This is a genomic window from Pseudomonas morbosilactucae (assembly GCF_023241715.1).
GTDB classification, from domain to species: domain Bacteria; phylum Pseudomonadota; class Gammaproteobacteria; order Pseudomonadales; family Pseudomonadaceae; genus Aquipseudomonas; species Aquipseudomonas morbosilactucae.
In genome coordinates, this window is the sequence record NZ_JALQCW010000130.1 from 1 (window position 1) to 15854 (window position 15854).

Here is a 15854-nt window from a genome sequence, read left to right on the forward strand (position 1 = left end):
CAACCAGTTCCAGCAGCTCTGCGTCGTCAACCATGTCAGCCTTGTTCAGGAAGACAACGATGTACGGAACACCTACCTGACGGGACAGCAGGATGTGCTCACGGGTTTGTGGCATCGGACCATCAGCGGCCGAGCAAACCAGGATTGCGCCATCCATCTGAGCAGCACCGGTGATCATGTTTTTTACGTAGTCGGCGTGACCTGGGCAGTCAACGTGTGCGTAGTGACGCACGGCCGAATCGTATTCAACGTGAGCGGTGTTGATGGTGATACCGCGAGCTTTTTCTTCTGGGGCGCTGTCGATCTTGTCGAAGTCAACCTTGGCCGAACCGAAAACTTCGGAGCAGACGCGGGTCAGAGCAGCAGTCAGAGTGGTTTTACCGTGGTCAACGTGACCGATAGTGCCAACGTTGACGTGCGGTTTGTTACGTTCAAATTTTTCTTTAGCCACGACAATTAACTCCTTGCCTAAAGGGCTGAATCAGCCTTGTTTTTTGGTTACAGATTCGACGATGTGCGACGGAGCTGTATTGTATTTTTTGAATTCCATAGAGTAGCTTGCGCGACCCTGAGACATGGAACGGACGTCGGTCGCATAACCGAACATCTCACCCAGCGGAACTTCGGCGCGAATCACTTTGCCGGAGACCGTGTCTTCCATACCCAAGATCATGCCGCGACGACGGTTAAGGTCACCCATCACGTCGCCCATATAGTCTTCAGGGGTAACAACCTCTACCGCCATGATCGGCTCCAGCAACTCACCACCGCCCTTCTGGGCCAGTTGCTTGGTTGCCATGGAAGCAGCCACTTTAAACGCCATCTCGTTGGAGTCGACGTCGTGGTAAGAACCATCGAACACGGTAGCCTTCAGGCCGATCAGCGGATAGCCGGCAACAACACCGTTCTTCATCTGCTCTTCGATACCCTTCTGGATAGCTGGGATGTATTCCTTAGGAACAACACCACCGACTACTTCGTTCACGAATTGCAGACCTTCCTGACCTTCGTCAGCAGGAGCAAAACGAATCCAGCAGTGACCGAACTGACCACGACCGCCGGACTGACGAACAAACTTGCCTTCGATTTCACAGTTCTTCGTGATGCGCTCACGATAGGAAACCTGAGGCTTACCGATGTTGGCTTCGACGTTGAATTCACGGCGCATCCGGTCAACCAGGATGTCCAGGTGAAGCTCGCCCATGCCAGAGATGATCGTTTGACCAGTCTCTTCATCAGTCTTGACGCGGAAAGATGGATCTTCCTGAGCAAGCTTGCCCAGAGCGATACCCATTTTTTCCTGGTCATCCTTAGTCTTAGGCTCTACGGCAACCGAAATAACCGGCTCCGGGAAGTCCATGCGAACCAGAATGATTGGCTTAGCAGCGTCGCACAAGGTCTCACCAGTGGTGACGTCCTTCATGCCGATCAGGGCCGCGATGTCACCAGCGCGTACTTCCTTGATCTCTTCGCGGGCGTTTGCGTGCATTTGCACCATACGACCCACACGCTCTTTCTTGCCCTTGACCGAGTTGATCACGCCGTCGCCGGAGGCCAAAACGCCCGAATAAACACGGACGAAGGTCAGGGTACCCACGAATGGGTCGGTTGCGATCTTGAACGCCAAAGCCGAGAACGGCTCGCTGTCGTCAGCATGACGCTCCATCTCTTCTTCCTCGTTATCAGGGTTGGAACCCTTGATAGCAGGAATGTCGGTTGGAGCAGGCAGGAAGTCGATAACGGCGTCGAGAACCAGGGGAACACCCTTGTTCTTGAAGGAAGAACCACAAACAGCCAAGACGATCTCACCAGCAATAGTACGCTGACGCAGAGCAGCCTTGATTTCCGCGTTGGTGAGCTCTTCACCTTCGAGGTACTTGTTCATCAGTTCTTCATTGGCCTCGGCAGCAGCCTCAACCATGTTGTTGCGCCATTCGTCAGCCAGCTCCTGCAATTCAGCAGGGATAGGCTTACGAACAGGAACCATACCTTTGTCAGAATCATTCCAGTAAACAGCTTCCATGTTGATCAGATCGATCTGACCCTGGAAGTTGTCTTCGGAACCGATAGCCAATTGAATCGGCACCGGAGTATGACCCAGACGCTGCTTGATCTGACCGATCACGCGCAGGAAGTTGGCACCAGCACGGTCCATCTTGTTTACATAAACAAGACGTGGAACGCCGTACTTGTTGGCTTGACGCCATACGGTTTCCGACTGAGGCTCAACACCCGAGGTACCGCAGAACACAACGACAGCGCCGTCGAGTACACGCAAGGAACGCTCAACTTCAATGGTGAAGTCTACGTGGCCCGGGGTATCGATTACGTTGAAGCGGTGCTCGTCTTTGTACTGCTTCTCAGAACCTTTCCAGAAGGCGGTGATAGCAGCAGAAGTAATGGTAATACCACGCTCCTGCTCCTGCACCATCCAGTCTGTGGTCGCGGCGCCATCATGCACCTCGCCCATTTTGTGACTTTTGCCAGTGTAAAAAAGGACGCGCTCGGTGGTGGTGGTTTTACCAGCATCCACGTGAGCAACGATACCAATGTTACGGTAGCGGCTAATCGGTGTAGTACGAGCCATAAAGCCCTCGCAAATTGAGTGACGCTAAAATTAGAAGCGGTAGTGCGAGAAAGCCTTGTTGGCTTCAGCCATACGGTGCACGTCTTCACGCTTCTTAACTGCAGCACCTTTGCCTTCGGCGGCGTCCAACAGTTCGCCAGCCAAACGCAGGGCCATAGACTTTTCGCCACGCTTGCGCGCGAAGTCTACCAACCAGCGCATTGCCAGCGCGTTACGACGGGACGGGCGAACTTCGACCGGAACCTGGTAAGTAGCACCGCCTACACGGCGCGACTTCACTTCGACCAGCGGAGCGATGGCGTCGAGAGCTTTCTCGAAGATTTCCAGGGGATCGCTGTTCTTGCGCTCTTTAACTTTGTCCAGCGCGCCATAAACGATACGCTCGGCAACGGCTTTCTTGCCGCTTTCCATTACGTGGTTCATGAACTTGGCGAGAATCTGGCTTCCGTATTTCGGATCGTCCAGAATCTCACGCTTGGCTGCTACGCGACGTCTTGGCATTGATAAGCCCTCAAACGGTCTTCAGGTTAGCCCGGGACAGTCAATCCAAAGGATTGTGTGCCCGACCTTACTCTTATCGACTCAATAAAATTAATAACTGCAAAACGACCGATTACTTCGGACGCTTGGTACCGTACTTCGAACGACCTTGGTTACGACCTTTAACGCCGGAGGTATCCAGGGAGCCGCGAACGGTGTGGTAACGAACACCTGGCAAGTCTTTTACACGACCGCCGCGGATCAGTACCACGCTGTGCTCTTGCAGGTTGTGGCCTTCACCGCCGATGTACGAGGAAACCTCGAAACCGTTGGTCAGGCGCACACGGCATACTTTACGCAGTGCCGAGTTAGGTTTTTTCGGCGTAGTGGTATACACGCGAGTGCATACGCCACGACGTTGCGGGCAGTTCTGCAGCGCAGGCACGTCGGATTTCTCGACGATACGCTTACGCGGCTGACGTACCAGCTGGTTGATAGTTGCCATCTACTAGCTCCACTGTTGTCTTGCGACGCTATTGTCTTGCAAGAAAAGCAAAATGGCAGGAACGAATTCCCGCCAAATTTAGGGGTACAAGAGTCTAAAGAGGATCTTGCCCCCAGTCAAGGCAAGGCCCCGACCTCCCCTCTCATCGAACCGAGGCAAAATTGCCTCGATCCGACGAATGGGGCTGCCAGGGCCCGGACTTATTTATCGCAGAACTCAGTTACCGCTAGAGTTCAGCGCTTCGGTCAGTGCAGCTTCCACTTCACTGGCGCTTACGCGCAGCGGCTTGTCTGCATCACGGCGACGCTTGCGCTCGCTGTGGTAGGCCAAACCGGTACCAGCCGGGATCAGACGACCCACGACCACGTTTTCTTTCAGACCGCGCAGGTAATCGCGCTTGCCGGTTACCGCTGCTTCGGTCAGTACTCGAGTGGTCTCCTGGAAGGAGGCCGCCGAGATGAACGACTCAGTGGACAACGACGCCTTGGTGATACCCAACAACACGCGAGTGAACTTGGAGACAAACTTGTCTTCCGCGCCCAGACGCTCGTTCTCTACCAGCACGTGAGTCAGTTCCATCTGGTCGCCCTTGATGAAACTCGAATCGCCGGATTCAGCGATTTCAACTTTACGCAGCATCTGACGCAGGATGGTCTCGATGTGCTTATCGTTGATTTTCACGCCTTGCAGGCGGTAAACGTCCTGGATCTCGTTAACGATGTACTTGGCCAGCGCACTCACACCCAACAGACGCAGGATGTCGTGTGGATCGCTCGGGCCGTCGGAGATAACTTCGCCGCGGTTTACCTGTTCGCCTTCGAAGACGTTCAGGTGACGCCACTTCGGAATCAGCTCTTCGTACGGATCCGTACCATCGTTCGGGGTGATAACCAGACGGCGCTTGCCCTTGGTCTCTTTACCGAATGCGATGGTGCCGCTGACCTCAGCCAGAATCGACGCTTCTTTCGGACGACGAGCTTCGAACAAGTCGGCAACACGCGGCAGACCACCGGTGATGTCACGGGTCTTCGAAGTTTCTTGCGGGATACGAGCGATAACATCACCGATCGCGATCTTCGCACCATCCGCTACACCGACCAGGGCGTTGGCTGGCAGGAAGTACTGAGCGATAACGTCAGTGCCTGGCAGCAACAGATCCTTGCCGTTGTCGTCGACCATCTTCACGGCAGGACGAATGTCTTTACCGGCAGCTGGACGATCTTTCGCGTCGAGAACTTCAATGTTGGTCATACCGGTCAATTCGTCAGTCTGACGCTTGATCGTGATGCCTTCTTCCATGCCCACGTAGGTCACGGTACCTTTCATTTCGGTAACGATTGGGTGAGTGTGCGGATCCCACTTGGCCACGATTGCGCCAGCGTCGACCTTGTCACCCTCTTTAACCGAAATCACAGCACCGTACGGCAGCTTGTAACGCTCGCGTTCACGACCGAAGTCATCAGCGATAGCCAGCTCACCCGAACGAGACACAGCAACCAGGTGGCCATCCACTCGCTCAACGTGCTTCAGGTTGTGCAGACGGACGGTACCGCCATTCTTCACCTGAACACTGTCGGCCGCGGAGGTCCGGCTTGCCGCACCACCGATGTGGAACGTACGCATGGTCAGCTGGGTACCCGGCTCACCGATGGACTGGGCAGCGATAACGCCGACCGCTTCACCGATGTTCACCTGGTGACCACGAGCCAAGTCACGGCCGTAGCACTTGGCGCAGATGCCATAGCGGGTTTCGCAGCTGATCGGCGAACGCACGATCACTTCGTCGATGCTGTTCAGCTCGATGAATTCAACCCACTTCTCATCGACCAGGGTACCTGCAGGAACGATCACGTCCTCGGTACCCGGCTTGAATACGTCACGGGCGATAACACGACCCAATACGCGCTCACCCAATGGCTCTACAACGTCACCGCCTTCAATGTGCGGAGTCATCAGCAGACCATGTTCGGTGCCGCAATCGATCTCGGTTACAACCAGATCCTGCGCTACGTCTACCAGACGACGAGTCAGGTAACCCGAGTTCGCAGTTTTCAACGCGGTATCCGCCAGACCTTTACGAGCACCGTGAGTCGAGATGAAGTACTGGAGTACGCTCAGACCTTCACGGAAGTTCGCAGTAATCGGCGTTTCAATGATGGAACCGTCCGGCTTAGCCATCAGGCCACGCATACCGGCGAGCTGACGGATCTGCGCAGCAGAACCCCGTGCGCCCGAATCGGCCATCATGTACATCGAGTTGAAGGATTCTTGCTCGACTTCGTCGCCGTGACGGTCGATGACTTTCTCTTTCGAGAGGTTGGCCATCATCGCTTTGGAGACTTCGTCGTTCGCTTTCGACCAAAGGTCGATCACTTTGTTGTACTTCTCGCCCTGGGTTACCAGGCCGGAGGCGTACTGACTTTCGATCTCTTTCACTTCGTCGGTGGCAGCACCATGATGCGAGCTTTCTCATCTGGGATAACGAAGTCGTTAACACCGATGGAAACGCCGGAGATGGTCGAGTAAGCGAAACCGGTGTACATCAACTGGTCAGCGAAGATCACGGTCTCTTTCAGACCCACTACGCGGTAGCACTGGTTGATCAGCTTGGAAATCGCTTTCTTCTTCATCGGCAAGTTGACGACGTCGAAGGACAGGCCTTTAGGCACAACCTGGAACAGCAGCGCACGGCCGACAGTCGTGTCGACAATACGGGTGCCGCTCACGCTGCCACCATCACGATCATTAACGGTTTCGTTGATACGAACCTTGATCTTGGCGTGCAGTGCAGCTTCGCCGGCGCGGAATACGCGGTCGACTTCCTGCAGGTCAGCAAAAATACGACCTTCGCCCTTGGCGTTGATCGCTTCACGCGTCATGTAGTACAGACCCAATACAACGTCCTGCGAAGGAACGATGATTGGCTCACCGTTGGCTGGCGACAGAATGTTGTTGGTCGACATCATCAACGCACGCGCTTCCAACTGGGCTTCCAGCGTCAGCGGTACGTGCACGGCCATTTGGTCGCCGTCGAAGTCGGCGTTGTACGCAGCACAGACCAGAGGGTGCAGCTGGATAGCCTTACCTTCGATCAGTACCGGTTCAAACGCCTGGATACCCAGACGGTGAAGGGTCGGTGCACGGTTGAGAAGGACCGGGTGTTCGCGAATCACTTCAGCGAGAACGTCCCAAACCTCTGGCAGTTCGCGCTCGACCATTTTCTTGGCCGCTTTGATAGTGGTCGCAAGACCGCGCATTTCCAGTTTGCCGAAAATGAACGGTTTGAACAGCTCGAGAGCCATCTTCTTCGGCAGACCGCACTGGTGCAGACGCAGGGTCGGACCTACGGTAATTACCGAACGACCGGAGTAGTCAACACGCTTACCGAGCAAGTTCTGACGGAAACGACCTTGTTTACCCTTGATCATGTCAGCCAGGGATTTCAGAGGACGCTTGTTGGAACCCGTGATAGCGCGGCCACGACGACCGTTGTCGAGCAATGCGTCGACAGCTTCCTGCAACATACGCTTTTCGTTGCGCACGATGATGTCCGGAGCGGACAGATCCAGCAGGCGCTTCAAACGGTTGTTACGGTTGATCACTCGACGATACAGATCGTTGAGGTCGGAAGTCGCGAAGCGACCGCCATCCAGCGGAACCAATGGACGCAGGTCTGGCGGCAGAACCGGCAGCACGGTCAGCACCATCCACTCTGGCAGGTTGCCGGAACCTTGGAAGGCTTCCATCAACTTCAGACGCTTGGACAGCTTCTTGATCTTGGTTTCCGAGTTGGTTTGCGGAATCTCTTCACGCAGACGGCCAATCTCGTGCTCCAGGTCGATAGCGTGCAGCAGCTCGCGAACGGCCTCGGCGCCCATACGGGCATCGAAGTCATCACCGAACTCTTCCAGCGCTTCGAAATACTGCTCGTCGTTCAGCAACTGACCTTTTTCAAGAGTGGTCATGCCTGGATCGATAACGACATAGCTCTCGAAGTAGAGAACACGTTCGATATCACGCAAGGTCATGTCCATCAGCAAGCCGATACGGGACGGCAGAGACTTCAGGAACCAGATGTGGGCAACCGGCGAAGCCAGTTCGATGTGCGCCATGCGCTCACGACGAACCTTGGCCAGTGCAACTTCAACGCCGCACTTCTCGCAGATCACGCCGCGATGCTTCAAGCGCTTGTACTTACCGCACAGGCACTCGTAATCCTTTACCGGGCCAAAGATCTTGGCGCAGAACAGGCCGTCACGCTCAGGTTTGAACGTACGGTAGTTGATGGTTTCCGGCTTTTTAACTTCACCGAACGACCACGAACGGATCATCTCAGGCGATGCCAATCCGATACGGATGGCGTCGAACTCTTCGACTTGACCCTGGTTTTTCAGCAAATTCAGTAGGTCTTTCAAGGCCTTTCCTCCTGGCGGAGCAGAGAGCGGGCAATCCTGCCCCGCTCTCGATTCGCGTCACGTGTTATTCGGTTTCCAGATCGATATCGATGCCGAGGGAACGAATTTCTTTGATCAACACGTTGAAGGACTCGGGCATGCCGGCTCCATACGGTGATCGCCGTCCACGATGTTTTTGTACATCTTGGTACGACCGTTCACATCGTCCGACTTCACTGTGAGCATTTCTTGCAGAGTGTATGCAGCACCGTATGCTTCCAGTGCCCAGACCTCCATCTCCCCGAAACGCTGACCACCGAACTGCGCCTTACCACCCAGCGGCTGCTGAGTAACCAGGCTGTAAGAACCGGTAGAACGAGCGTGCATCTTGTCGTCTACCAAGTGGTTCAGTTTCAGCATGTACATGTAGCCAACGGTAACTGGACGCTCGAACTTGTTGCCGGTACGGCCGTCGGTCAGTTGCATCTGGCCGCTTTCTGGCAGGTCCGCCAGTTTCAGCATGGCCTTGATTTCGCTTTCCTTGGCACCGTCGAACACCGGAGTGGCCATCGGTACGCCGCCGCGCAGGTTTTTCGCCAGATCCAGGATTTCCTGGTCAGAGAAGCTATCCAGATCTTCGTTACGACCGCCGATCTGGTTGTAGATCTCGTCCAGGAAAGTACGCAGTTCTGCAACCTTACGCTGCTCTTCGATCATGCGGTTGATCTTCTCGCCCAGACCTTTGGCCGCGAGGCCCAGGTGAGTTTCGAGAATCTGACCAACGTTCATACGCGAAGGTACGCCCAACGGGTTGAGGACGACGTCGACCGGAGTGCCATTGGCATCGTGCGGCATGTCTTCAACCGGCATGATCACGGAGACCACACCTTTGTTACCGTGACGACCGGCCATCTTGTCGCCCGGCTGGATGCGGCGACGGATTGCCAGGTAAACCTTGACGATTTTCAGCACGCCTGGAGCCAGGTCATCGCCCTGCTGCAGTTTGCGCTTCTTGTCTTCGAACTTGTCGTCCAGCAGACGGCGGCGATCAACGATGTAGGCCTGGGCCTTCTCGAGCTGCTCGTTCAGAGCATCTTCAGCCATGCGCAGTTTGAACCACTGACCGTGCTCAAGACCGTCGAGTACTTCGTCGGTGATGTCCTGACCTTTCTTCAGGCCGGCGCCGCCTTCGGCTTTGTGGCCGACCAGAGCGGAACGCAGACGTTCGAAAGTTGCGCCTTCAACGATACGGAACTCTTCGTTCAGATCCTTACGAATCTCGTCGAGCTGGCTCTTCTCGATGGACAGAGCACGAGCATCACGCTCTACACCGTCACGAGTGAAGACCTGTACGTCGATGACAGTACCCTTGGTGCCGGTAGGCACACGCAGGGAAGTGTCTTTAACGTCGCTGGCTTTTTCACCGAAGATGGCACGCAGCAGCTTCTCTTCCGGAGTCAGTTGAGTCTCGCCTTTCGGAGTGACTTTACCGACCAGAATGTCGCCAGCGCCAACTTCAGCACCTACATAAACGATACCGGCTTCGTCCAGCTTGTTCAGTGCGGCTTCACCCACGTTCGGGATATCCGCAGTGATTTCCTCTGGCCCAAGTTTGGTGTCACGAGCCACACAGGTCAGTTCCTGGATATGGATCGTGGTGAAACGGTCTTCCTGAACAACACGCTCGGACAGGCAGATGGAGTCTTCGAAGTTGAAGCCGTTCCATGCCATGAACGCGATGCGCATGTTCTGACCCAGAGCCAGCTCACCCATATCGGTGGACGGACCGTCAGCCATGATGTCGCTGCGTTGAACCCGATCACCCTTGCTCACCAGCGGACGCTGGTTGATGCAGGTGTTCTGGTTCGAGCGGGTGTATTTGGTCAAGTTGTAGATGTCGACACCGGCTTCGCCAGTTTCAACTTCATCATCGGCAACACGAACCACGATACGGCTGGCATCAACGGAGTCAATCACACCGCCACGACGAGCCACGACGCAAACGCCGGAGTCACGAGCAACGTTACGCTCCATGCCGGTACCTACCAGCGGCTTGTCAGCGCGCAGAGTCGGTACAGCCTGACGCTGCATGTTCGAACCCATCAACGCACGGTTGGCGTCGTCGTGCTCGAGGAACGGAATCAGCGACGCAGCAACCGAAACTACCTGTTTCGGCGAAACGTCCATCAAGGTGACGTCTTCTGGCGCCTTGACGGTGAATTCGTTCAAGTGACGAACAGCTACCAGCTCATCGATCAGATGACCTTTGTCGTTCATGGTCGCCGAAGCCTGGGCGATCACGTGATCGGCCTCTTCGATAGCGGACAGGAAGACGATCTCATCGGTTACCAGCGCGTCTTTCACCACACGGTACGGGCTCTCGAGGAAGCCGTATTGGTTGGTGCGAGCATAAGCAGCCAAGGAGTTGATCAGACCAATGTTCGGACCTTCCGGCGTTTCAATCGGGCATACACGACCGTAGTGAGTCGGGTGTACGTCACGAACTTCAAAGCCTGCACGCTCACGAGTCAGACCGCCCGGACCGAGTGCGGACACACGACGCTTGTGGGTGATCTCGGACAGCGGGTTGTTCTGGTCCATGAACTGCGACAGCTGGCTGGAACCGAAGAACTCTTTCACCGCCGCAGCCACTGGCTTGGCGTTGATCAGGTCTTGCGGCATCAGGCCTTCGCTTTCAGCCATCGACAGACGCTCTTTGACCGCGCGCTCTACACGCACCAGGCCAACGCGGAACTGGTTCTCGGCCATCTCGCCTACGCAGCGAACACGACGGTTACCCAGGTGGTCGATGTCATCGACGATGCCTTTGCCGTTACGGATATCGACCAGAGTCTTCAGGACTGCGACGATATCTTCTTTGCACAACACACCCGAACCTTCGATCTCGGTACGACCGATACGACGGTTGAACTTCATCCGGCCGACCGCAGACAGGTCATAGCGCTCAGGGCTGAAGAACAGGTTATTGAACAGGGTCTCTGCAGCGTCTTTGGTTGGCGGCTCGCCAGGACGCATCATGCGATAGATCTCGACCAGGGCTTCCAGCTGGTTGCTGGTGGAGTCGATCTTCAGAGTGTCGGAGACGAACGGACCGCAGTCGATATCGTTGGTGTACAGAGTCTCGATGCGAACGACTTGGGCCTTGGCGATTTTCGCCAAGATTTCAGTGTTCAGCTCGGTGTTGCACTCTGCCAGGATTTCGCCGGTTGCCGGGTGCACGATGGCCTTGGCGGTGGTGCGACCCAGGACGTAGTCCAGAGGTACATCCAGCTCCTTGATCCCGGCCTTCTCCAGCTGGTTGATATGACGAGCAGTGATACGACGACCTTGCTCGACAATAACCTTGCCTTTGTCATCCAGGATATCCAGGACGGCGATCTCACCACGCAGACGCTGAGGCACCAACTCCAGGCTCAGGGTCTCGCCCTTCACGTGGAATACGTTGGTGGTATAGAACGCGTCCAGCACTTCTTCAGTGGTGTAGCCCAGCGCACGCAGCAGTACCGATGCAGGCAGCTTGCGACGACGGTCGATACGCACGAATACGCAGTCTTTCGGGTCGAACTCGAAGTCCAACCACGAACCACGGTAAGGAATGATCCGCGCGGAGTACAACAGCTTACCGGAGCTGTGCGTCTTGCCACGGTCGTGGTCGAAGAAAACGCCAGGGGAACGGTGCAGCTGGGAAACGATTACACGCTCGGTACCGTTGATTACGAAGGTACCGTTCTCAGTCATCAGGGGGATTTCACCCATGTAGACTTCTTGCTCTTTGATGTCCTTGATCGCTTTGTTCGACGATTCTTTGTCGAAAATGATCAGACGAACTTTTACCCGCAAAGGTACGGCGTAAGTTACACCGCGCAGCACGCATTCTTTGACATCAAACGCCGGTTCGCCCAGACGATAACCGACATACTCCAACGCAGCATTGCCGGAGTAGCTGATGATCGGGAAAACGGATTTGAAGGCCGCATGCAGGCCAACGTCGCGGAACTGATCTTTAGTCGCTCCCGCTTGCAAGAATTCACGATACGAATCCAGCTGGATGGCCAGGAGGTACGGCACATCCATGACGTCCGGCAACTTGCTAAAGTCCTTGCGGATACGTTTTTTCTCAGTATATGAGTAAGCCATCAGCGTTCCCCAGCTTGGTCACCTGCTTATTTGGCCCCTCCCGACGGGAGCAGCCAGAAAATCGTGCAAACCCTTTGGTTTGCTCCACCGCACAGGGTGGTTACAGCACGTTAAAGGCGCCGACCCAGTCGGCCGCCAATAACGGAAAAAGGCCGGTGGCAAGAGCCACCAGCCATCAGCCTTCGCTTAACGCTTGGGCTGGAGACGCAAAGTCGATGCTTACTTCAGCTCGACTTTAGCGCCTGCTTCTTCCAGAGCTGCTTTGGCTTTGTCAGCTGCTTCTTTAGCTACAGCTTCCAGAACCATGGCAGGAGCGCCGTCAACTACAGCCTTGGCTTCTTTCAGGCCCAGACCAGTCAGTTCACGTACAGCCTTGATCACGTTAACTTTCTTCTCGCCAGCTTCGGTCAGCATGACGTTGAATTCAGTTTGTTCTTCAACAACGGCAGCAGCAACAGCTGGACCAGCGGAAGCAGCAGCAGCGGAAACGCCGAACTTCTCTTCCATGGCCTTGATCAGCTCAACGATTTCCAGAACGGATTTTTCGCCGATTGCTTCGATGATTTGGTCGTTAGTCAGAGACATGACTATAAATTCCTGTATTGGGGTGACAGCCTACGCGGCCATCGAAATAAACAATAAACGCAAAAGAGGTTGCTGAGCCTTAGGCTGCTGCAGCTTCTTTCTGGTCGCGAAGAGCCGCCAGAGTACGAGCCAATTTGCTGGTTGCGCCTTGAATCACGCTCATCAGCTGAGAAATTGCTTCGTCACGGGTCGGCAGGCTTGCCAGTACGTCGATCTGATTAGCTGCGAGGAACTTGCCCTCGAACGCAGCTGCCTTGATCTCGAACTTATCCTGACCTTTGGCGAATTCCTTGAACAAACGGGCGGCAGCGCCAGGATGTTCGTTAGAGAATGCAACCAGGGTCGGGCCAGTGAACACGTCGTTGAGCACGTCATATTGAGTGCCAGCAACAGCGCGCTTCAGCAGGGTGTTACGTACAACACGTACGTAAACGCCAGCTTCACGGGCCTCTTTACGGAGTCCGGTCATAGCGCCTACTGTCACACCACGGGCATCAGCCACGACAGCGGACAGAGCTACTTTGGCAGCCTCGTTGACTTCAGCGACGATGGCCTTCTTGTCTTCGAGTTTAATTGCCACGGGTTTAACTCCTGCTTGTTACCGTTTCATCCAACCGAGGCCGGATGTCGTTTTGGTGTCTGATTCGGTAAGGAACCGGGAGCACCATCTGCGTAGGCTTGTGGTTTAAGACTTACGTCGCCTACGGTCTTGGATAGCCCCCGCCAGGCAGGGACCCCAATCTTTCAACTGGCGCAATTGCTTGCGCCAGTCTGTGTCTTATACGTCCAGCGAGCCTTGGTCGATGACCAGACCTGGGCCCATAGTGGTGCTCAGGGTAACGCGCTTGACGTAGATGCCTTTCGAAGAAGCAGGCTTGATACGCTTCAAATCAGCGATCAGGGCTTCAACGTTTTCCTTCAGCTTGACGGCATCAAAGCCGACCTTGCCAACGGAAGTGTGGATGATGCCGTTTTTGTCGGTGCGATAACGAACCTGACCAGCCTTGGCGTTTTTAACCGCGGTAGCTACGTCTGGAGTTACGGTGCCGACTTTAGGGTTAGGCATCAGGCCGCGTGGACCGAGGATCTGACCCAACTGACCCACAACGCGCATTGCATCCGGGGATGCAATCACTACGTCATAGTTCAGGTCGCCGCCTTTCATTTCGGCAGCCAGGTCGTCCATACCTACGCGATCAGCGCCGGCAGCCAGAGCAGCTTCAGCAGCTGGACCCTGAGTGAACACAGCAACACGTACAGTCTTGCCAGTACCGTGTGGCAGCACAGTAGCGCTACGAACGACCTGGTCGGACTTACGTGGGTCAACACCCAGGTTCACAGCAACGTCTACAGACTCGCTGAACTTGACAGTCGACAGCTCGGTCAGCAGAGCAGCAGCGTCTACAAAGTTGTAGGCCTTGCCTGCTTCAATTTTGCCGGCGATAGCCTTTTGGCGCTTGGTCAGCTTAGCCATTACACACCCTCCACGTTAAGGCCCATGCTACGAGCAGAACCGGCGATAGTACGCACGGCTGCATCCATATCAGCTGCAGTCAGATCCGCGTTTTTGGTTTTCGCGATTTCTTCCAGCTGAGCACGGGTAACGGTGCCGACCTTAACGGTGTTCGGACGAGCGGAACCGCTGGTCAGGCCAGCAGCCTTCTTCAGCAGAACCGAAGCCGGGGTGCTCTTAGTTTCGAAAGTAAAGCTGCGATCACTGTAGACAGTGATGATCACAGGAGTCGGCAGACCTGGCTCAAGACCCTGAGTACGGGCGTTGAACGCTTTGCAGAACTCCATGATGTTCACGCCGTGCTGACCCAGAGCTGGACCAACAGGTGGACTTGGGTTGGCCTGTGCGGCCTTCACTTGCAGCTTGATGTAAGCAGTAATTTTCTTAGCCATGAGGCACTCCAATTACGGGTTCTAGCGCCTAGAAAGGCTCCCCGGTTACTTGCGCGTTTATCCCAGTGACGAAAAAACCCCACAGCCTGAGGCTGCGGGGTATGGGATTCTCGTTCAGTTATGCCTTCTCGACCTGACTGAACTCTAGCTCTACCGGAGTAGAGCGACCGAAAATGAGCACAGCCACTTGGATGCGACTCTTTTCGTAGTTAACTTCTTCAACAGTACCGTTAAAGTCGGCAAATGGACCGTCCGTAACGCGAACAACCTCGCCTGGCTCAAAGAGAGTCTTAGGCTTAGGCTTGTCACTACCATCAGCGACACGACGCAGAATTGCTTCCGCCTCTTTATCGGTAATAGGTGCAGGCTTATCAGCAGTACCACCAATGAAACCCATGACACGCGGAGTATCCTTGACCAAGTGCCAAGTACCCTCATTCATGTCCATTTGCACCAGCACATAGCCTGGAAAAAACTTACGCTCGCTTTTGCGCTTCTGGCCATTACGCATTTCAACCACTTCTTCAGTGGGAACCAGAATTTCGCCGAAGCCATCTTCCATGCCAGCCAGCTTTACACGCTCAACCAAAGAGCGCATCACATGCTTCTCGTAACCCGAGTAAGCATGCACAACGTACCAACGCTTAGCCACGGGACACCCTTAGCCGACAATCAAGGAAACAAGCCAGCCGAGCAGGGAGTCAAGCCCCCACAACAGCAACGCCATAACCAATACAACAGCCACAACAATCAGCGTGGTCTGCGTGGTTTCTTGACGAGTTGGCCATACGACTTTACGGATCTCGGTACGAGCTTCCTTAACCAGCACAAAGAACGACTTACCCTTGGCAGTCTGCAAACCCACAAAGGCAGCAACTGCAGCAATAGCAAGAAGCGCAAGCACGCGGTACAGGATCGGCGAAGCAGAATAATACTGATTGCCAACAACGCCAACGACAACCAAAGCAACTACTACAAGCCACTTGAGCATATCGAAGCGAGAGCCTTGAGCTTCAGCCTTAGGAGTCATCTATGAAGATCCTGTGAAAAGAAAGCCAGATACACCGAGTGAATCTGGCAGGTCAGGAGGGAATCGAACCCCCAACCTACGGTTTTGGAGACCGTCGCTCTGCCAATTGAGCTACTGACCTAAAAAACAAAAATCAAGGCCGACCATTATGCCGGCCTGATGGAGATATATCAAGAACTTACTCGATGACTTTGACTACGACGCCAGCGC

General features: G+C 54.9%; 10 protein-coding genes, 1 tRNA gene and 2 pseudogenes. All 13 read right to left on the reverse strand.

Translation table 11 applies throughout. The features are described from left to right. On the reverse strand, positions 1–451 hold a 451-nt coding region (locus M1B34_RS33180), incomplete at its 3' end, for a GTP-binding protein (protein WP_268267385.1). Between the two features lie 30 nt (positions 452–481). Then, positions 482–2587, reverse strand: coding sequence for an elongation factor G (gene fusA / locus M1B34_RS33185; protein ID WP_123336144.1), 2106 nt, complete (start codon positions 2585–2587; stop codon positions 482–484). A gap of 30 nt (positions 2588–2617) precedes the next feature. Continuing rightward, entirely contained in the window at positions 2618–3088 is a 471-nt protein-coding gene (rpsG, locus tag M1B34_RS33190) for a 30S ribosomal protein S7 (protein ID WP_003186074.1), read from the reverse strand. Positions 3089–3200: 112 nt separating this feature from the next. After that, positions 3201–3572, reverse strand: a complete 372-nt coding sequence (rpsL, locus tag M1B34_RS33195) for a 30S ribosomal protein S12 (RefSeq protein WP_003186084.1) — start codon at positions 3570–3572, stop codon at positions 3201–3203. A 216-nt stretch (positions 3573–3788) separates the two neighbouring features. Next, positions 3789–7987: pseudogene (gene rpoC / locus M1B34_RS33200) on the reverse strand (DNA-directed RNA polymerase subunit beta'). A gap of 64 nt (positions 7988–8051) precedes the next feature. Further along, a pseudogene (rpoB, locus tag M1B34_RS33205) lies at positions 8052–12124 on the reverse strand (DNA-directed RNA polymerase subunit beta). 219 nt (positions 12125–12343) lie between these two features. After that, positions 12344–12709, reverse strand: coding sequence for a 50S ribosomal protein L7/L12 (gene rplL / locus M1B34_RS33210; protein ID WP_123336136.1), 366 nt, complete (start codon positions 12707–12709; stop codon positions 12344–12346). A 79-nt stretch (positions 12710–12788) separates the two neighbouring features. After that, positions 12789–13289: a 50S ribosomal protein L10 gene (gene rplJ, locus M1B34_RS33215; RefSeq protein ID WP_108096540.1), complete on the reverse strand. Its 501-nt coding sequence runs from the start codon at positions 13287–13289 to the stop codon at positions 12789–12791. A gap of 198 nt (positions 13290–13487) precedes the next feature. Further along, positions 13488–14183: a 50S ribosomal protein L1 gene (gene rplA, locus M1B34_RS33220; RefSeq protein WP_003232403.1), complete on the reverse strand. Its 696-nt coding sequence runs from the start codon at positions 14181–14183 to the stop codon at positions 13488–13490. Then, a complete protein-coding gene (gene rplK, locus M1B34_RS33225) occupies positions 14183–14614 on the reverse strand; it encodes a 50S ribosomal protein L11 (protein ID WP_003176435.1) in 432 nt (143 codons plus the stop codon). The genes rplA and rplK overlap by 1 nt, the downstream gene beginning before the upstream one ends. A gap of 118 nt (positions 14615–14732) precedes the next feature. Next, a complete protein-coding gene (gene nusG, locus M1B34_RS33230) occupies positions 14733–15266 on the reverse strand; it encodes a transcription termination/antitermination protein NusG (RefSeq protein WP_003317113.1) in 534 nt (177 codons plus the stop codon). Between the two features lie 9 nt (positions 15267–15275). Further along, the gene (secE, locus tag M1B34_RS33235; protein ID WP_268261993.1) at positions 15276–15644 is read right to left on the reverse strand and encodes a preprotein translocase subunit SecE; all 369 of its coding nucleotides are present in this window, start codon (positions 15642–15644) and stop codon (positions 15276–15278) included. 45 nt (positions 15645–15689) lie between these two features. Then, positions 15690–15765, reverse strand: a tRNA-Trp gene (locus tag M1B34_RS33240). Positions 15766–15854 lie beyond the last annotated feature (89 nt).